Source organism: Zestomonas ipomoeae, from assembly GCF_057128665.1.
Genome location: NZ_JBSKHQ010000007.1, coordinates 32574 through 49528, shown reverse-complemented (window position 1 = coordinate 49528; position 16955 = coordinate 32574). Strand labels below are relative to the sequence as shown.

Genomic DNA, 16955 nt, shown 5'->3' with positions numbered 1-16955 from the left:
GGCTATGGGCAGGCGTCGACCGGCTCGCAGCGCACCTGCGTTTTCACCGAGTTGGCGATGAAGCACTGCTCGTGGGCTTCATGATGCATGGCGTCGATCTGCTCGCGCGTCGGCAGGCGGTCGCCGGAAAAACCGACCTGCGGGCGCAGGGTCACCGTCGAGATTGACCACTTGCCCTCGGCGTTCCTTTCCATCGTCCCGACGGCTGCATCGAAATAGCGGTCGACGCGGAAGCGACGCTTGGCGGCGATACCGAGAAACCAGAGCATGTGGCAACTGGAGAGCGAGGCGACGAAAGCTTCCTCGGGATCGACTGCGCTGGCATCGGACATGGGCAGCGGGACCACGTGGGGCGAGGAAGAGCCCGGCACCTCGAGCCCGCCGTCGAAGCGCAGCGAATGCCGGCGGCTGTAGCGATTGTCGAGGAAGTCCTGCTCGCCGCGCAGCCAGAGGACTTCGGCATGGTGTTCCGACATGGGGGTGCTCCCTGGCTTCAGGCGTGGGACTGGCAGGTGCCGCTGCCGTGGGGGGCGGCGGCGAATGCCGGGTGGCGTTCGGCCTCGGCGGAGAATGCGCTCAGGTGAGGAAAGTCTGTCGCGCGCACCACGTCGGGAATCATCTGCTGGCTGAACTGCCAGGCCACCGCAGTACTGATCCCGGGTTGTCCTTCGAGTGCGAGCGGCTGGCGCGCCAGTTCGTTCTCCAGAGCCTGGTAGGCGGCCAACACCTGGCCGGTGATCCGGTCCAGCCACGGTTGATGGAGCTTCTGCGCCGGGCGCAGCAGGTGCTCGTAGACGATCTGCACGCTCTTCTCACAGGCCGCCAGTGCCAGGCCGACCACCCGCAGCGCCTGGCGACGTGCGTCGATTCCGCTCGGCATCAGCGACCTGCCGGCCAGGTGCTCGACGTAGTCGAGGATCAGCGTGGAGTCCATCAGCACGCTGCCGTCTTCGCAGATCAGCGTCGGCACCTTGACCACCGGATTGATCGCCTGGAACTGCCCGAAGGTGCTGAACACCGATAGCGGGTTGTGTTCGAAGGGCAGCCCGAGCATTTGCAGGGACACCGCGACGCGGCGTACGTAGGGCGAATCCAGCATTCCCACCAGTTGCATGTTTCTCTCCTTGAAGGTGACGCGGGGTGGCCGTGCCGGTATCGGCACGGCGGATGTCATTGCCGCGGTGCGCCGGCGGCCTGCCACAGCACCTCGGCGATCTGCTGGCGGCGGGCGATCAGCCGCGCGGCGACGAACAGCAGGTCGGAAAGGCGGTTCAGGTAGGCGAGGGCGACGTCGCGCACCGGCTCCAGGGCGTTCAGTTGCTGGCAGCGGCGCTCGGCGGTGCGGGCCAGGCTGCGACACAGGTGGGTCAGGGCGACCAGACGCGAGCCGCCGGGCAGGATGAAGTTCTCCAGCGGGCCGAGTTCTTCGTTCCAGCGGTCGATGGCCTTCTCCAGGCGCTCGATCTCCGCGGGCTGCAGCGCCTCGTAGGTCGGCATGGCCAGCTCGCCGCCGAGGTCGAACAGGCGATGCTGGCAGGGCGCGAGCACCTCGGCCACTTCACCGAGACCGTGCCAGCGCGCCTGCTGCTCGGCGAGTTCGGCCAGCAGCAGGCCGAGGTGGCTGTTCAGCGTATCGACCTCGCCCATGGCTTCCACCCGCGGGTGGTCCTTGGGCACGCGGCTGCCATCGGCCAGGCCGGTGTGGCCGCTGTCTCCGGTGCGGGTGTAGATCTTCGACAAGCGATAGCCCATGGTGCGTTGTTCCTCAGAGACCCGAGCCGTCGGGTGCAGCGGCCAGTGGCAGGCGCAGGGTGAAGCAGGTGCCCTGGCCAGGCTTGGACTGCACTTCCATCTGCCCTTTGTGGTTGTTGGTGATGATGAAGTAGGACACCGACAAGCCAAGTCCGGTGCCGGCGCCGATTTCCTTGGTGGTGAAGAAGGGCTCGAAGATGCGCTTGCGCACCGCCTCGGAAATACCGGCGCCGTTGTCTTCCACCTGGATTTCCGCCCAGGGCGGGTTGAGCCGGGTGCGCAGGATGATGTGCCCGGCCTCCTGGTCGTCGTCGCGTTGATGGATGGCCTGGGCGGCGTTCTTCAGCAGGTTCAGCAGCACCTGCTCCAGCTCGTTGCCGGTGCAGGGTACCCGCTCCAGGCGCGGGTCGAACTCGCGGCTGATGGTCAGCGCCTTGAAGTCGAAGCCTTCGCTGAGGTCGAAATCGTTGCCGGCGATCTCCAGGGCCTGGTCGATCAGGTTGTTCAGGTTGCACAGGGCCAGCTCGCGGGTACTGCGGCGGCTGAAGCTGAGCATGTGGCTGACGATCTTCGCCGCGCGGGCGCCGGCCTGCTGGATGCCATCGAGCAGTTGCGGTACTTCGCGGCCCCGCAGGTAGTGGTTGATCGCCTCGAGGGAAATGCCGGCCTCGTCGGCCAGCTCCTGGTTCTTCGCCAGGTCGGTGGAGAGCCGGCGGCGGATGTTCTGGGTGTTGTGCAGGATCGCTCCCAGCGGGTTGTTGATCTCATGGGCCATGCCGGCGGCCAGGCCGCCCACGGACAGCATCTTCTCCGACTGCACCATCAACTCCTCCATGGACAGGCGCTGGGTGATGTCGTCGATACGGATCACCACACCCCGGCCGCTGCTGCCCATCAGTGGGTAGAAGGTCAACGCGTAGTGCCGAGGGTCCTCGCCCTTGAGCCAGGTCACCCGCTCGATCTTTTCCACCTTGTGCTGCTCGGCGGTACGCCGCAGTTGTGCCAGGAACGGCTTGAGCGGCGGAAAGGCAAGGAACACCGGCTGGTTCAGCGCTTCTTCCAGGCGCGTGCCGGAGAGTGCGCTGGCCTCCTGGTTCCACTGGGTAACGTAGAGCTGATCGTCGAGGGCGATCAGTGCCGAGGGCATGGAATCGATGATGCTGTTGAGGTAGTTCTGGAAGCCGGTGAGTTTCTTTTCCACCTTGCTGCGCACCTGAACCTCCAACTCCAGCTTGCGGTTGGAGTGGCGGGTCTCCTCGGCCAGGCTCTGCGCGTGATCGAATGCCGCCTGGGCGTCGTCGCGGGCGCGTTTGAGCTGCTGTTCGCGGGCTTCGATGCGCGACAGCATGGTATTGAAGGCGTCGGCCAGGCTGCCGATTTCGTCGCGGTTGCCGATGGCGGCGCGCAACGAATAGTTTTCCTCGCGGGTGACCTGGCGCGACAGCTCCTCCAGCTTGCGGATCGGCCGGGTGATCAGGCGGCGGGTCTGTCGCGCGACCACCGCCCAGAGCAGCACGCTGATGGTCAGGATCACCAGGCTGGCGGTCAGGGTGCCGGTATAGAAGGCCCCCGGCAATTCGCTGGAGGCCACCAGCAACAGATGACCGGGCGACCGACCCGGCAAGGGCAGCTCGATCAGCTGGTTCGGGCGAAATTCGGTGAGGCGCCACTTCGGCAACTGATCGATATGCTCAGGTACCGACAGCTTGCCGCCGCGCTGGAGTTGGGCGAGGCCGCGGCCATCGCTGCCGTAGATCACCGCGGCGCGCAGCGGCGCGTAATCATCCAGGCGCTTGAGCAGTGCCTCGGCGGCGGCCGGGGAGGATAGCGCCTCCTGGCTCAGGGTTGGGCTGGCGATCAGTCGGCCGAGGGTATGCAGCGCCTGTGGCGCCATGCTCTGCTGGGAAATCCAGTAGGCGGCGCTGATGAAGGCCAGGTTGGCGACCAGCAACACGGTGGCGAGCAGGACCAGCAGGGCGGCCAGCAGCTTGCGGCCGACCGGCAGGTTTTCGAGACGCTGACGCAGGGACATGGCGAGTGGATCGCGGTTGGTATGCTGTGCAGGTTAGCGCGGGCTTCAGTGGCTGGGCAATGCGCGGGCGCTGAGGGCTGCCTTGAGGCGTTGATGGAGGGCGTGCAGGCGTGGCGCCTGCACGCCCTGCCGCTCGGCGGCGGCGCAGGCGTAGCCGAGCAGATAGGCGATCTCGCTGCGGCGGCCGTGGGCGACATCCTGATACATCGACGAGTAGTTGGCCGCCGTGGCCTGGATCACCCGCGCGACCTCGTCATACAAGCCCTGCGCCGCAGCCGGGTGAGCGCAGACGTCGAGTAACCGGCCCAGCTCGCTGCAGAGCGCGGCGACCTCGTCGAGGTGATCGGCCAGGCCACCGTTGCGGCAGTCATGCAGTACGGTCAGTGGGTTGATGGCGCAGTTCAGTGCCAGCTTGCGCCAGAGACGGTCGAGGATTGTCTCTGTCCAGCTATGCGGGATGCCGGCGGCCTGCAAGTCGGTCAGCCAGGCGGGCGGCGTATTGTCGTGCGGGTCGCCGAGCCAGGTATGGCCCTGGCCGGCAAACACCACTTGCCAGGGCGCGCTGTCATCGCGAAAGGCGCCTTCGGTGGTGGAGGCCAGGATGCAGCGCTGTCGGGGCAGCCGGGCGGCGACCGCCTCCTGGCTGCCCAGACCGTTCTGCAGGAGGATCACGTGGGCCCCGTCGGACAAGCGTGGGGCGAGGCTGGCAGCGGCTGCCTCGGCGTCGTAGGCCTTGCAGGCCAGCAGCACACGCTCGATCGGTGAGTCGTCGTCGATGCTTTGCGCGGCAATCGCATGGAAGCTGGCCTGGCCCTGCTCGACCAGCGTCAGGCCGCCGGTCCGGTCGTAGGCTGCCAGGCGCTCGCGGCTACGCAGGATCAGGCGCAGCGGCAGACCGGCGCGTGACAGGCGGGCGGCCCAGAGGCCGCCGAGGCTGCCGGCACCGAGCACGTGCCACATGGCTCAGCGCGTCAGGGGCAGGCGCATGGCGGCGACCCGGCCGCTGGCGTAAGACTCGGGCAGCAGGCCTTCGGCGTGCTTGATCAGGTCTTCGGGCTTCACCGGCAGCCCCTTGGCATCCAGGCCCACCAGGCTGATGCCGGCTTTCAGGCTGATGAAGCCTTCGCTGGTCTTGAAGGCCTTGAGGTTGAGCCCCTCGTGCAGGCGTTTGAAGCTGCTCGGCGAACATTCGTGCAGGTCTTCCAGCAGGGCGATCATGCCGAAGTGGGTCTCGTCCAGCCGCGTCAGCACGTCCAGCGGGCGCACCAACTGTTGCAGGCGCCGGGCGACCCCATGCAGCAGTTCGTTATGGAAGGTTTCGCCGTGACGGGCGCGCAGATCGGCAGCCTCCTGCAGGCCGATCAGCAGGTAGCACAGTGCACCGCCACGGGACTCCACCTGGCGCAGGCTGTCGGCGAGCTTCATGTGCAGGTAGCGCGGGTTGCCGAGGCCGGTCAGCGGGTCCACCAGATTGCGCTGTTCCAGGCTGGCGATGTTCTGGGTCAGCAGATGGTTCTCCTGCAGCAGGCGTTGCAGGGTGTTGCACAGGCGGTCGGCAGCATAGACGCGCGGCACCAGTTGCTCGTTCATCGATGCCTTGCTGATGAAATCGTCGACGCCACGGTCGAAGGCTTCGTTCAGCACGTTCTCGCCTTCCTTGCCTGTGAGCAGGATGACGTAGGTGTAGTGATCGGCCATCTCGTCCAGCTGGCGCACTCGGGCGGTCAGCTCCAGGCCGTCGATTTCCGGCATCAGCCAGTCGGCCAGCAGCACGCTGGCGGGGCGTTGTTCAAGCAGCTTGAGGGCTTCGCTGGCGCTGTTGGCGTAGCGGATGTTCTGGTAGCCGGCCTGGGTCAGGGAACGGCCGATCATCGCGCTGGAGAACTTGGCATCGTCCACCACCAGAATGCTGAGATGGGGGTTGGGCATAAAAGAAACTCATTGGTGAGGACGCAAGGTGCCAGCATATAGCGGTTGGCGCTTTTATGAATAGATATAATAGTCGCCCATTTTAACCGTCAAGCCAGGCGCGCCCCTTCCGTGAAGTGGTCGTGCCATCTAGCAGGAGGAAGCCCATGCCCTCGTTCGACGTGGTGTCCGAACTGGACAAGCACGAAGTCACCAACGCCGTGGACAATGCCATCAAGGAACTCGATCGTCGCTACGATCTGCGTGGCAAAGGCAGTTTCGAACTCAAGGAACTGACCGTGAACCTGACCGCCGAGGCCGACTTCCAGTTGGAGCAGATGGTCGAAATCCTCAAGCTCAGCCTGGTCAAGCGCAAGATCGACATCCAGTGCCTGGAATTCAAGGATGCCTACCCGTCCGGCAAGACCGTCAAGCAGGAGGTCACCCTGCGCGAAGGCATCGACAAGGAGCTGGCGAAGAAGATCGTCGCCCACATCAAGGAGAGCAAGCTCAAGGTGCAGGCCGCCATCCAGGGCGAGCAGGTGCGGGTCACCGGGAAGAAGCGCGACGACCTGCAGGAAGCCATCGCCTCGCTGCGTGCCAAGGACTTCGGCATGCCGCTGCAGTTCAACAACTTCCGCGACTGACCGTCAGCCCGTCAGGCCTGCTCCGAGCCGGCGCTGGCGGGCGAGCCGTTTGGTTGCTGGCGATCGCGTTTCCACTGCCAGACGATCAGCACCAGTGTGGGAATTCCCAGCAACGCAGTGGCGATGAAGAACTGCGCGTAGCCGAGCTTTTCCACCATCACGCCCGAGTAGCCGCCGATCAGCCGCGGAAGCAACAGCATGATCGAGCTGAGCAGGGCGTACTGGGTGGCCGAGAACTTCAGGTTGGTCAGGCTCGACAGGTAGGCGACGAACGCCGAGGTGGCCAGGCCGGCGCTGAAGTTGTCGCAGGATATGGTCACCACCAGCATGTGCAGGTTGGCGCCCATGCCGGTCAGCAGCATGAACAGCAGATTGGTTGCCGCTGAAGCGATGCCGCCGGCGAGCAGGATCGGCATGATGCCGAAACGCACGATGAGCAGGCCGCCGATGCCGGCGCCGAGCAGGGTCATGACCAGACCGAACAGCTTGCTGACACTGGCGATCTGCTCCTTGCTGAAACCCTGGTCGATATAGAAGACGTTGGCCATCACTCCCATCACCGTATCCGACATGCGATAGGTTGCCACCAGGCCGAGCAGCAGCAGTGCCTGCCAGCGATAGCGCAGAACGAAATCGTTGATCGGCACCAATACGGGCTTGAGGCCGCGCCGTCCGATGGACGACAGGCACAACCAGGTGAGGACGATATAGAGCAGCGCGCGCAGGAAGGCACGGTCCTCCATGATCAGCTCGCGCAGGCTGACGCCCCCCAGCAGGAGCTGCAAGAAGTCGCTCTGGAATAGCTGGGTGAACAGGGCCGGGACCGAAACCAGCAGCACGATCAGGACCAGCACCGACAACAACTGGTGGTAGAAACCGTAGCGGGTTGCCGCCTTTTGGGTTTGCAGCGGTACCGACGGTTCGCGCATCCATAGGGTGGTGGCCAGGGCTGGCAGCATCAGCAGGGCGAACAGCAAATAGGTACCGGCCCAGGCTCCATGCTTATAGAGCTCGCCAGTCGAGCCGAACCACTCGGCGAAGTACAGCGCCCCGGCGGTGGCCAGCAGTGCGGCGATGCGATAGCCGGTCATGTAGCTGGCGGCCAGGGCAGCCTGACGACTGTCCTCGGCGATTTCCAGGCGGTAGGCATCGACGGCGATGTCTTGGGTCGCGGAAGCGAAGGCTACCAGCACCGCCAAGGCAATCAGCCACGGCAGGTATTGCTGGGGGTCGCATAGCGCCATGCCGATCAGGCCCGTGGCCACCAGGCTTTGCGAGAGCACCAGCCAGGAACGACGCCGGCCGAGCTTGCCCAGCAAGGGTAGGCGCCATTGGTCGAGCATGGGGGCCCAGACCCATTTGAAGGCGTAAGCGAGGCCGATCAGGCTGGCGTAGCCGATGGTATCCCGTGCCACTCCGGCTTCGCGCAGCCACACCGACAGCGTGGAGAACACCAGCATATAAGGCAGGCCGGCGGCGAAGCCGAGCAGCAGCAGAACCAGAGTGGCTGGGCTGAGGTAGGCGGCGACTGCATCGCGCCAGGTTTTACGGGGCATGGAGATCGGCCGAGACATGCAAAGGGCGCACTCTAACCGCTGTGCTCCATCGGACGCCAGCCATGCCGTCGGATATCCACCCGATCGTTGTGGATGGTCACCCCTTCGCTGCGCAATCGCGCCCGCTGCTCCTGGCCGGAGGTGCTGCCGGCGCTCAGGCTGAGGCGCCCGCCGGCTCCCAGCACGCGATGCCAGGGCAGGCTGCTGCCCTCAGGCAGTTGGCTGAGGGTACGGCCGACCCAGCGTGCCGCGCGACCAAGTCCGGCGAGTTCGGCCAGTTGGCCATAGCTGATTACTTTGCCCAACGGAACCTGCGCCAGCGTGAGGTAGAGCGCCTGGCGGCGCATCTCGGTATCGTCCAGTGGCAAGGGCGCCGATAGCCCGTTTGCGGTGTCGCTTCGCACCGGTCGTTCCTCACGCGCGTTCCAAGGGAGAGGGGCCAGCATAACCGGCACCAGAGACGGGAGAAACCGTTCCTGGGGCTGGAATTACCTGGCTTCGCTCGAACTCGACGGGTTTCCATCGGTCAATGCTTGCTCTGTTGCCGGGCTTGAGCATAATGCCCGGCTTTCTCACTCTGAGCGCGTTTCGATGTTGTCCAGAACCCTTCTTTGCCTGGCTGTTGCCCTGGCTTCCGCACCCCTCTGCGCCGATACCGTCTGGCTGAAAAACGGCGACCGCCTGACCGGCAAAATCCGCCTGATGGATGGCGGCAAGCTGTTGCTGGAAACCGACTATGCCGGCTCGATCCCACTGCGCTGGGAGAAGATTTCCACCCTGCAGAGCGACCAGCACCTGTTGATCAAGCAAAGCGATGTCCAAGGCGAGATCGCCAAGTCGCTGCTGGCGGCCGAGCAGGGGCGCGTCGTGCTCGCCAACGGTGGCCAGCCGGTAACCGTCGACCTGGCCAGCATCAAGCAGATCGTGCCGCCCAGGCCGGTGATCCAGGATTTCGTCTGGAAGGGCAACGTCGACGTGACACTCGACTACAAGCGCGCCGACAGCGACACCGACGACTACAACCTCTCGTTCGACACCAAGGCCCGGCACGGGCGCTGGCGGCACAACGCGGCGGCCGAATACAACCGCGAGACCCGCGACGAGGTGGAAGTCACCGACAACTGGGAGGTCGAGTATGCGCTCGACCGCTTCATTACCGATCAGTGGTTCTGGCAGGCTCGTTTCGACTACAAGCAGGATCACATCGAGGAAGTCGAGCGCCAGCGCACCCTGGGTACCGGCCCCGGTTACCAGTTCTGGGACAACGAGCTGGGTGCTTTCTCCCTGGCGTCGCTGCTCAACCGGGCCGACTATGTTTACGACAATGGCGAGCAGGACCGCTTCTATTCCCTGGCGGTCAAGTGGGACTACAACCGCTACCTGAGCGGCAAGACCTTCGAACTGTTCAGTACCGGCGAATTGGGCAAGCCGTTGTCGGGCATTGCCGAGTTCTCGCTGGATGCAGCGGCGGGTCTGCGCTACAAGGTGACCGACTGGGCCTCGCTGAACATGCGGGCGGAGAAGGATATCGTCAGCGGCGCCGAAGGCGACCTGGACGAAACCCGCTACATGCTCGGCTTCGGTGTCGGCTGGTAGCTCAGTGCAAAGAAAAAGCCCCGCATCGCGGGGCTTTTTTGTGTCGGCTGGAATTACAGGCGCAGACCGCCGTCCAGCTCCAGGATACGACCGGTGTAGTAGTCGTTCTCCAGGATGTAGGCCACCGAGTGGGCGATCTCCGACGGCTTGCCCATGCGGCGCAGGGGAATGCCGGAGGTCATCTTCTCCAGGGCTTCCGGCTTCATGCTGCCGGTCATCTCGGTCTCGATGAAGCCTGGCGCCACGCCGGCGACGCGAATGCCGTAGCGCGCCAACTCCTTGGCCCAGACCACGGTGTCGGCGGCAACGCCGGCCTTGGCCGCGGAGTAGTTGGCCTGGCCGATGTTGCCGGCGCGGGAGATGGAGGAAATATTGATGATCGCGCCTTCGTTCTTCAGCTCGATCATCTTCGCCGCCACTTCGCGGGTGCAGAGGAAGACGCCGGTCAGGTTGACGTCGATCACCGACTGCCACTGCGCCAGGCTCATCTTCGACAGCTCGCCGTCCTTGACCTTGACGGTCAGGCCGTCGCGCAGGATGCCGGCGTTGTTGACCAGGCCGTTGATGGCGCCGAAGTCCTCGGCGATCCGGGCAACGGTATCGGTCACCTGTTCTTCATTGGCGACGTTGCAGAGGTAGGCACGCGCATCGCCACCGGCGGCCTTGCAGGCGGCGACGGCGTCGTCGAGCTTTTCCTGGTTCAGGTCGACCAGCGCCAGCTTGGCGCCCTTGGTGGCGAGGTACTCGCCCATGGCGCGCCCGAGACCCTGGCAGCCGCCGGTGATGATGATGACTTTATCTTTGAGCTGCATGTGCGTATCCCCTCAAGATGTACCGCTGTTTACCCCCGCCGGTGCCGCCAAAACGCGTTATCCTGGGCGCCCGTCCGTTTTCCACGGATCTTTGCGAAGAGTGATCAGGTGAGCGTGAAAGCCGCTAAGCATGCCCGAGAATTACTGCTCAAGGAATACCGCGGCGTGCTTTCCACCCATTCCCAAGCCATGCCCGGCTTTCCCTTCGGCTCGGTGGCGCCGTACTGCCTGGATGCACTGGGCCGGCCGCTCATTCTCATCAGCCGCATTGCCCAACATACCCACAACCTGGGCGCGCAGCCCCAGTGTTCGCTGCTGGTGGGCGAGCGCGGTGCCGAAGATATCCAGGCCGTCGGTCGCCTGACTCTGCTCGCCGAAGCGCGACAATTGCGTGACGACGGCGAAATCGCCTCGGCAGCCCTGCGCTATTACCGCTATTTTCCCGACTCACGGGATTACCACCGCGCCCATGACTTCGACTTCTGGGTACTGGAGCCGGTTCGCAGTCGCTACATCGGCGGCTTCGGCGCCATTCACTGGATCGACGAGGTCACCCTGGCCAACCCGTTCGCCGCGCCGGGCGAAACCGGTTCGGTCGAGCAGGGCATGCTCGAGCACATGAACGCCGATCATGCCGACGCCATCGCCCACTACGTCGAGCTGGCTGGCCTGCCTCGCCATGTTCCGGCCGAGCTGGTCGGCATCGACAGCGAGGGGTTCCACCTGCGCATCGGTTCGGCCGTCCACTGGCTTGCCTTCCCCGAGCCTTGCGGCAATGCCGGTGCCGTTCGTCAGGCACTGGTCGGCCTGGCGCGAGCCAAGGTCTGGCCGGTAGTGGGCTCTGCGGGCGGTTGAAGCATTCTCTTACAGGTCCTTCTCTGCATGCGGTTGAATTCGCCGATGGTCGCCGTCACCTAAGGCACTATCGGAAACCGTTTTTCCGCCAAGGAAACCTAGATGCGCGCGTTCTTGTTCTTGTTCCTGCTGTTCCCGCTGATCGAATTGGCGGTGTTGATCCAGGTCGGTAGTGCCATTGGCGTGCTGCCCACGCTGCTGCTGATCATTGGCAGTGCCGTGCTCGGCAGCCTGCTGCTGCGGGTGGCCGGTGTGGCCACCGCCTGGCGTGCCCGCGAGCGCCTGGCCCGCGGCGAGCTACCGGAGCAGGAAATGCTCGAAGGCTTGCTGATCGCCGTCGGCGGCGGCCTGCTGCTGCTGCCGGGTTTCATCAGCGACATCTTCGGCCTGCTTTGCCTGTTTCCCTTCACCCGGCGCCTGCTGGTGGGCAAGTTGCGCCAGCGTGCCGAGGAGCAGGCGCTGCGCCAACGTGCGTTTGCCGACGAGCCCGACCTGGCTGGCCGTCGCCCAGGCGCGCGCCAGCCTGACCTGATCGATGGCGAATATGAGCGCCGGGACCGGTGACTGGCAGCCCCGACTGCGCAAAATTTTTCACACCTCGCCCTTGAAATGCCTTTGCGTGCCCTCATGTAGCGGTCACCGCAAGGTCCCTGTCGTTTCGACAGGCTGTCTTCTGCGGCTCGCCCTGCGGGCCGCAACCGGCAACGCCGGCTTTTCAAAACCCGTCGGTGGGCTCCACCGACGCTGGAAATCACTTAACTAGGAGAGATCGACAATGAAGCTTCGTCCTCTGCATGACCGCGTCGTCATTCGTCGCAGCGAAGAAGAAACCAAGACCGCTGGCGGCATCGTGCTGCCGGGTTCCGCTGCCGAGAAGCCGAACCGTGGCGAAGTCGTCGCCGTCGGCACCGGTCGCGTGCTGGACAACGGCGAAGTGCGCCCGCTGGCCGTGAAGGTCGGTGACCAGGTGGTATTCGGCCCCTACTCCGGCAGCAACACCATCAAGGTGGACGGTGAAGACCTGCTGGTGATGGCCGAGAGCGAAATTCTCGCCGTCATCGAAGCCTGATTCCCGCGAATCTCCGTTAATTTTCAGAATTGAGGATCAATCAACATGGCTGCTAAAGAAGTCAAATTCGGCGATTCCGCTCGCAAGAAGATGCTGGTCGGCGTGAACGTGCTGGCCGACGCCGTCAAGGCCACCCTCGGCCCGAAAGGCCGCAACGTGGTGCTGGAAAAGAGCTTCGGCGCTCCGACCATTACCAAGGACGGCGTTTCCGTTGCCAAGGAAATCGAGCTGAAGGATCGCTTCGAGAACATGGGCGCCCAACTGGTGAAGGACGTGGCTTCCAAGGCCAACGACGAAGCCGGTGACGGCACCACCACCGCCACCGTTCTGGCCCAGGCCATCGTCAACGAAGGCCTGAAGGCCGTTGCCGCCGGCATGAATCCGATGGATCTGAAGCGCGGTATCGACAAGGCCACCATCGCCATCGTCGCCGAGCTGAAGAACCTGGCCAAGCCGTGTGCCGACTCCAAGGCCATCGCTCAGGTCGGCACCATCTCCGCCAACTCCGACGAGTCCATCGGTCAGATCATTGCCGAGGCCATGGAAAAAGTCGGCAAGGAAGGCGTGATCACCGTTGAAGAAGGCTCGGGCCTGGAAAACGAACTGTCCGTCGTCGAAGGCATGCAGTTCGACCGTGGCTACCTGTCGCCGTACTTCATCAACAAGCCGGACACCATGGTCGCCGAGCTGGACAGCCCGCTGCTGCTGCTGGTCGACAAGAAGATCTCCAACATCCGCGAAATGCTGCCGGTGCTGGAAGCCGTCGCCAAGGCCGGCCGTCCGCTGCTGATCGTTGCCGAAGACGTCGAGGGCGAAGCCCTGGCCACCCTGGTGGTGAACAACATGCGCGGTATCGTCAAGGTCGCTGCCGTCAAGGCACCGGGCTTCGGCGATCGTCGCAAGGCCATGCTGCAGGACATCGCCATCCTCACTGGCGGTACCGTGATTTCCGAAGAAGTCGGCCTGAGCCTGGAAAGCGCCACCCTGGAGCACCTGGGTAACGCCAAGCGCGTCGTGCTGAACAAGGAAAACACCACCATCATCGATGGCGCCGGTCAGCAGGCCGATATCGAAGCTCGCGTGGCGCAGATCCGCAAGCAGGTCGAAGAAACCACTTCCGACTACGACAAAGAGAAGCTGCAAGAGCGTCTGGCCAAGTTGGCTGGCGGTGTTGCCGTGATCAAAGTCGGTGCCGGCACCGAAGTGGAAATGAAAGAGAAGAAAGCCCGCGTCGAAGACGCCCTGCACGCGACCCGTGCAGCCGTTGAAGAAGGCGTGGTGCCTGGCGGCGGTGTCGCCCTGGTGCGTGCCCTGCAAGCTATTGCAGATCTGCAGGGTGCCAACGAAGACCAGAATGTCGGTATCGCGCTGCTGCGTCGCGCTGTCGAAGCGCCGCTGCGCCAGATCGTTGCCAACGCTGGCGGCGAGCCGAGCGTGGTGGTCGACAAGGTCAAGCAGGGCTCCGGCAACTACGGCTTCAACGCTGCTACCGACGAGTATGGCGACATGATCGAGATGGGTATTCTCGATCCGGCCAAGGTGACCCGTTCCGCGCTGCAGGCAGCCGCTTCCATTGGCGGCCTGATGGTCACCACCGAAGCCATGGTCGCCGAGATCGTGGAAGACAAGCCGGCCCCGGCAATGCCGGACATGGGCGGCATGGGTGGCATGGGCGGCATGATGTAAGCCGACCGGCTCCCTGAGCTGTAACGAGAAAGCCCCGCCTGGTGCGGGGCTTTTTCATGGGCGCGATTCAGGGAATCACGGCAGGTTGCCGATGGCGCCGGCGGTATTGTTCATCAGACTGCGCGTGGCGACCTGCAGGAATGCCTGGAGGCGCTCGCTCAATTGCCTGGCAAGGGAGGTGTCGTCGACCGGTGTCACCCTGGCATCGGCGCCGAGCTGGTAGCGGTAGAGCTTGGCCGCCTGGTCCCGTGGTTGCACCAGCAGGGCGTCGTTCGCTACCAGGGCCACGGTCTGGTCGCCGCCGGAAGGCTTGATCACGCCGAAGCCGCGGTCGTCCGCTGCCAGCCCGAGCAGGTCGCGGCCCCAGCACTGGTGCTCCACCGGCAGACCGAGGCGACCCATGATGGTCGGCACGATGTCGACCTGGGTGGCAGCGATGTCGCGGCGTTCGCCGAACCGTTCGCGCAGGCCGGGGGCGATCATCAGCATCGGCACGTGGAAGCGGTAGAGGTCCATGTCGCTGAGCTGCTGGTCGCTGGCGAAACCGTGGTCGCCGACGATGACGAACAGGGTATCGTTGAAATACGGCGACTGCCGCGCCTTGGCGAAGAAGCGGCCCAGTGCCCAGTCCGAATAGCGCATGGCGGTCAGGTGTTCGTCCAGGGCGCCGAAGCCGGTCACCGGGGCCACCGGCAGGTTGTCCGGCAGGGCATAGGGGGTGTGGTTGGAGAGTGTCTGCAGCAGGGCATAGAAGGGTTTCGACGGGTCCTTGGCGGCCAGCTCGGTGGCGGCGCGATCGAACATGTCCTGGTCGGATACGCCCCAGGTCGGATCGGAAAACACCGGATCGACGTAGTCGTTGCGGCCGATGAAGTGGTGCATGCCCTGCTGGCTGAAGAAGCCGGACTGGTTGTCCCAGGCGAAATCGCCGTTGTACACATAGAGGTCGTCGAAGCCGCGCTCGCTGAGCAGTTGCGGCAGGCCGGAGAAATGGTGGCTGCCCTCGGGCTGCTGCATCAGGTACTCGAAGCCCGGTAGGTTAGGGAAGCAGGCCATGGTGGCGAACATGCCCTGGTGGGTGTGGGTGCCGTTGGAGAGGAAGCGGGTGAACAGCAGGCCCTCGTGGGTCAGCTTGTCGAACTCCGGGGTGATCCCGCCCTGGCCGCCGAGCGCGCCGACATAGTGGCCGGCGAAGCTTTCCATCAGGATCACCACCACGTTGCGGATCGGCGAGGCGGTGGCCGGGTCCGGCGTGCTGATCCGCCGGACCGCCGCAGTGTCGGCGTCGACCAATTGGTCGTGGGTGGTGAGCAGCATCTCGCGCAGGGTTCGCTGCGCCTGTTCGGCGGGCAGTGTGGCTTTCCAGATATTGCGCCGGGTCGGCGACCAACGATCACGGGCGGCGTCGATCAGGGTCAGGGTGCCGTTCAGGCCCAGGTGGTTGGCAAATACCGAGTCGGTGGTGAAGGCATCGCCCCAGCGCAACGGCGGGCCCTGGCGCAAGGTGCCGCGAGCCAGCAGCACGGCCACCAGCAGCATCAGCAAGAACGCCAGGCCATGCATCGCCGGGCGGTGTCGTGCGGGTTTGCCGGAAGCTGCGCCGGTCGGTCGGCATCGGCGGTCGAGCCAGGCGAAGCCGGCGTAGAGCAGCCCCGTCGCCAGCGCCCAGAACAGCAGGTAGCGACCTACCGGAAAGCCGTACCAGAGCATGCTCAGCACGGTGCGCGGGTCTTCGCCGAGGTACTGGAATACCAGGCTGTTCAGCCGTTGGTGGAATTCGCGATAGAACGTCAGTTCGACCAGGCCGAGCAGCAGTGTCAGGCTGGCTACGGTGGTCAGCCAGGCGCGCTGCCAGCCGCGTGCGGCGCTGGCCGCGGGGCTCAGCAGGGCGAGGATCAGCGGCGTGCAGATGAATGCCACCAGACGGCTGTCGAAGCGCAGGCCGTTGAGGAAGGCTTCGGCGAAGCTGAGCCAGGACGTCTGGCCGATCAGCTCGGCGTTGTAGCCCAGCAACGCGGCGCGCAGCCCGGCGAACAGCAGGAGAAAACCCAGGGCGTTGAACAGCAGAAAGGCCAGCTGGTGCGGAAGACGGGGAGCGGCAGTGCGGGACATCAACGGGACTCCTGTCGGCGGCTGATTTCCAGCAGACGGTTGCGGCCTTGCTCGGCGAGCAGGAAGTGGTCGGCGTCCAGCGGCAGCAGGGTCTGGCCGGAACGCAGGTGGCTGAGCACGGTTTCACTGGCGCCGCTCAGAGGGTCGATGCGCAGCAGGCGCGCCAAATGGGTGGCATCTTCGCTGAGCCACAAGCCGTCTTCGCCACACTGTAGAAAGCCCGGTTGATTGAGGCCGCGCAGCAGGATGGTGTCCGCGCCGTCTGGGTTGTAGCGCTTGAGCGTGCCGCTGGCCTTCTCGCTGTAGAACAGGCTGCCGTCGGGGCAGGAGGCGACCGCCTCGGCCTCGTCCAGCCCGCTGCGCAGCACCGACAGGTCGCGGCTGATCGGGTCGTAGCGCAGCAGCCTGCCGCTGCCGTGCACGTCTTCGATGGCGTAGAGATAGAAGCCGTCCGTCGCGAGCTCCTCCACGCTGTTGCCTTCGAAGAGCGTTTCGCGCGTGCCGTCGTGCCACCAGATCACCGCCTCCTGGCCCTGCTCCTGGCTGTACGCCAGGCCGCCGCGATAGGCGAGCATGCCGTCGGGCTTGGACAGCCCGGTCACGCGGGGAATGGCCGCCCCGGAGGGCAGCAGTTCGACGATACTGCCCCGGCCCTGGTCGTATTCCTGGCTGGCGAACAACCGGCCCTCGGCGTCCAGCGCCAGCGCGCTGATGCGGGGCAGGTCGTCTTTGCGTACACGGTACTGCCAGCCGGAGCCGGCCTGCACCGGCCACAGGTGTTGCCAGCCGGCATGGATCGCTACCGCCAGCAGAACGACGAGCAGCAGCAGGAGAGGGCGGCGCAGCGGCAGATGAACGCGGGGTAGCGGCAGAGGACCGGGCAGGTTGGGCCTGACGGCAACGGTGGTGGATCTGGGCATCGCTAAGCTC

16 protein-coding genes and 1 pseudogene are annotated in these 16955 nt (G+C 64.8%); 6 read left to right on the top strand and 11 right to left on the bottom strand.

Annotated elements, in window-relative coordinates; translation table 11 throughout:
• Positions 1-2: 2 nt before the first annotated feature.
• From ACWKV7_RS10195 to ACWKV7_RS10170, 6 genes and pseudogenes are all read right to left on the bottom strand, one after another.
• The gene (locus tag ACWKV7_RS10195; protein ID WP_483857549.1) at positions 3-476 is read right to left on the bottom strand and encodes an OsmC family protein; all 474 of its coding nucleotides are present in this window, start codon (positions 474-476) and stop codon (positions 3-5) included.
• Positions 477-493: 17 nt separating this feature from the next.
• A complete protein-coding gene (locus ACWKV7_RS10190) occupies positions 494-1114 on the bottom strand; it encodes a glutathione S-transferase (protein ID WP_483857548.1) in 621 nt (206 codons plus the stop codon).
• Between the two features lie 56 nt (positions 1115-1170).
• Positions 1171-1752, bottom strand: a complete 582-nt coding sequence (locus ACWKV7_RS10185) for a cob(I)yrinic acid a,c-diamide adenosyltransferase (protein WP_483857547.1) — start codon at positions 1750-1752, stop codon at positions 1171-1173.
• 13 nt (positions 1753-1765) lie between these two features.
• Positions 1766-3784, bottom strand: a complete 2019-nt coding sequence (locus ACWKV7_RS10180; protein WP_483857546.1) for a sensor histidine kinase — start codon at positions 3782-3784, stop codon at positions 1766-1768.
• 45 nt (positions 3785-3829) lie between these two features.
• Positions 3830-4744: a putative 2-dehydropantoate 2-reductase gene (locus tag ACWKV7_RS10175; RefSeq protein WP_483857545.1), complete on the bottom strand. Its 915-nt coding sequence runs from the start codon at positions 4742-4744 to the stop codon at positions 3830-3832.
• A 3-nt stretch (positions 4745-4747) separates the two neighbouring features.
• Positions 4748-5716: pseudogene (locus ACWKV7_RS10170) on the bottom strand (GGDEF domain-containing response regulator); the annotation flags it as partial.
• A 143-nt stretch (positions 5717-5859) separates the two neighbouring features.
• Here ACWKV7_RS10170 and ACWKV7_RS10165 point away from each other — a divergent pair.
• Positions 5860-6339, top strand: coding sequence for a YajQ family cyclic di-GMP-binding protein (locus ACWKV7_RS10165; RefSeq protein WP_483857544.1), 480 nt, complete (start codon positions 5860-5862; stop codon positions 6337-6339).
• A gap of 11 nt (positions 6340-6350) precedes the next feature.
• Here the strand turns inward: ACWKV7_RS10165 and ACWKV7_RS10160 are convergent, their stop codons facing one another.
• Together ACWKV7_RS10160 and ACWKV7_RS10155 are read right to left on the bottom strand one after the other, a co-directional pair.
• The gene (locus tag ACWKV7_RS10160; protein WP_483857543.1) at positions 6351-7895 is read right to left on the bottom strand and encodes an AmpG family muropeptide MFS transporter; all 1545 of its coding nucleotides are present in this window, start codon (positions 7893-7895) and stop codon (positions 6351-6353) included.
• 32 nt (positions 7896-7927) lie between these two features.
• Entirely contained in the window at positions 7928-8242 is a 315-nt protein-coding gene (locus ACWKV7_RS10155) for an MGMT family protein (protein WP_483857668.1), read from the bottom strand.
• Between the two features lie 244 nt (positions 8243-8486).
• Here ACWKV7_RS10155 and ACWKV7_RS10150 point away from each other — a divergent pair, with 244 nt between their 5' ends.
• Positions 8487-9491, top strand: a complete 1005-nt coding sequence (locus tag ACWKV7_RS10150) for a DUF481 domain-containing protein (RefSeq protein WP_483857542.1) — start codon at positions 8487-8489, stop codon at positions 9489-9491.
• A gap of 53 nt (positions 9492-9544) precedes the next feature.
• Here ACWKV7_RS10150 and ACWKV7_RS10145 read toward each other — a convergent pair whose 3' ends face one another.
• Positions 9545-10303: an SDR family oxidoreductase gene (locus ACWKV7_RS10145; protein ID WP_483857541.1), complete on the bottom strand. Its 759-nt coding sequence runs from the start codon at positions 10301-10303 to the stop codon at positions 9545-9547.
• 108 nt (positions 10304-10411) lie between these two features.
• Here ACWKV7_RS10145 and ACWKV7_RS10140 point away from each other — a divergent pair, with 108 nt between their 5' ends.
• From ACWKV7_RS10140 to groL, 4 genes are all read left to right on the top strand, one after another.
• Entirely contained in the window at positions 10412-11158 is a 747-nt protein-coding gene (locus ACWKV7_RS10140) for a HugZ family pyridoxamine 5'-phosphate oxidase (RefSeq protein WP_483857540.1), read from the top strand.
• A gap of 102 nt (positions 11159-11260) precedes the next feature.
• Positions 11261-11722, top strand: a complete 462-nt coding sequence (locus tag ACWKV7_RS10135) for an FxsA family protein (protein WP_483857539.1) — start codon at positions 11261-11263, stop codon at positions 11720-11722.
• Positions 11723-11933: 211 nt separating this feature from the next.
• A complete protein-coding gene (locus ACWKV7_RS10130; protein WP_483857538.1) occupies positions 11934-12227 on the top strand; it encodes a co-chaperone GroES in 294 nt (97 codons plus the stop codon).
• Positions 12228-12272: 45 nt separating this feature from the next.
• The gene (groL, locus tag ACWKV7_RS10125) at positions 12273-13913 is read left to right on the top strand and encodes a chaperonin GroEL (protein WP_483857537.1); all 1641 of its coding nucleotides are present in this window, start codon (positions 12273-12275) and stop codon (positions 13911-13913) included.
• Positions 13914-13988: 75 nt separating this feature from the next.
• Here groL and ACWKV7_RS10120 read toward each other — a convergent pair whose 3' ends face one another.
• Positions 13989-16025 (bottom strand): LTA synthase family protein, encoded by a 2037-nt coding sequence (locus ACWKV7_RS10120; RefSeq protein WP_483857536.1) that lies wholly within the window; start codon positions 16023-16025, stop codon positions 13989-13991.
• Complete coding sequence (locus ACWKV7_RS10115; RefSeq protein ID WP_483857535.1) at positions 16025-16945, bottom strand: NHL repeat-containing protein; 921 nt, start codon at positions 16943-16945, stop codon at positions 16025-16027. Before ACWKV7_RS10115 ends, ACWKV7_RS10120 begins: the two co-directional genes overlap by 1 nt.
• Between the last annotated feature and the right edge of the window lie 10 nt (positions 16946-16955).

Bases quoted from the DNA above. Each gene is read 5' to 3' on its own strand.
- ACWKV7_RS10180 (WP_483857546.1), bottom strand. From the start codon at position 3,784: ATGTCCCTGCGTCAGCGTCTCGAAAACCTGCCGGTCGGCCGCAAGCTG.
- ACWKV7_RS10195 (WP_483857549.1), bottom strand. From the start codon at position 476: ATGTCGGAACACCATGCCGAAGTCCTCTGGCTGCGCGGCGAGCAGGAC.
- ACWKV7_RS10135 (WP_483857539.1), top strand. From the start codon at position 11,261: ATGCGCGCGTTCTTGTTCTTGTTCCTGCTGTTCCCGCTGATCGAATTG.
- ACWKV7_RS10185 (WP_483857547.1), bottom strand. From the start codon at position 1,752: ATGGGCTATCGCTTGTCGAAGATCTACACCCGCACCGGAGACAGCGGC.
- ACWKV7_RS10150 (WP_483857542.1), top strand. From the start codon at position 8,487: ATGTTGTCCAGAACCCTTCTTTGCCTGGCTGTTGCCCTGGCTTCCGCA.
- ACWKV7_RS10160 (WP_483857543.1), bottom strand. From the start codon at position 7,895: ATGCCCCGTAAAACCTGGCGCGATGCAGTCGCCGCCTACCTCAGCCCA.
- ACWKV7_RS10175 (WP_483857545.1), bottom strand. From the start codon at position 4,744: ATGTGGCACGTGCTCGGTGCCGGCAGCCTCGGCGGCCTCTGGGCCGCC.
- ACWKV7_RS10165 (WP_483857544.1), top strand. From the start codon at position 5,860: ATGCCCTCGTTCGACGTGGTGTCCGAACTGGACAAGCACGAAGTCACC.
- ACWKV7_RS10155 (WP_483857668.1), bottom strand. From the start codon at position 8,242: ATGCGCCGCCAGGCGCTCTACCTCACGCTGGCGCAGGTTCCGTTGGGC.
- ACWKV7_RS10145 (WP_483857541.1), bottom strand. From the start codon at position 10,303: ATGCAGCTCAAAGATAAAGTCATCATCATCACCGGCGGCTGCCAGGGT.
- ACWKV7_RS10130 (WP_483857538.1), top strand. From the start codon at position 11,934: ATGAAGCTTCGTCCTCTGCATGACCGCGTCGTCATTCGTCGCAGCGAA.
- ACWKV7_RS10190 (WP_483857548.1), bottom strand. From the start codon at position 1,114: ATGCAACTGGTGGGAATGCTGGATTCGCCCTACGTACGCCGCGTCGCG.
- ACWKV7_RS10115 (WP_483857535.1), bottom strand. From the start codon at position 16,945: ATGCCCAGATCCACCACCGTTGCCGTCAGGCCCAACCTGCCCGGTCCT.
- groL (WP_483857537.1), top strand. From the start codon at position 12,273: ATGGCTGCTAAAGAAGTCAAATTCGGCGATTCCGCTCGCAAGAAGATG.
- ACWKV7_RS10120 (WP_483857536.1), bottom strand. From the start codon at position 16,025: ATGTCCCGCACTGCCGCTCCCCGTCTTCCGCACCAGCTGGCCTTTCTG.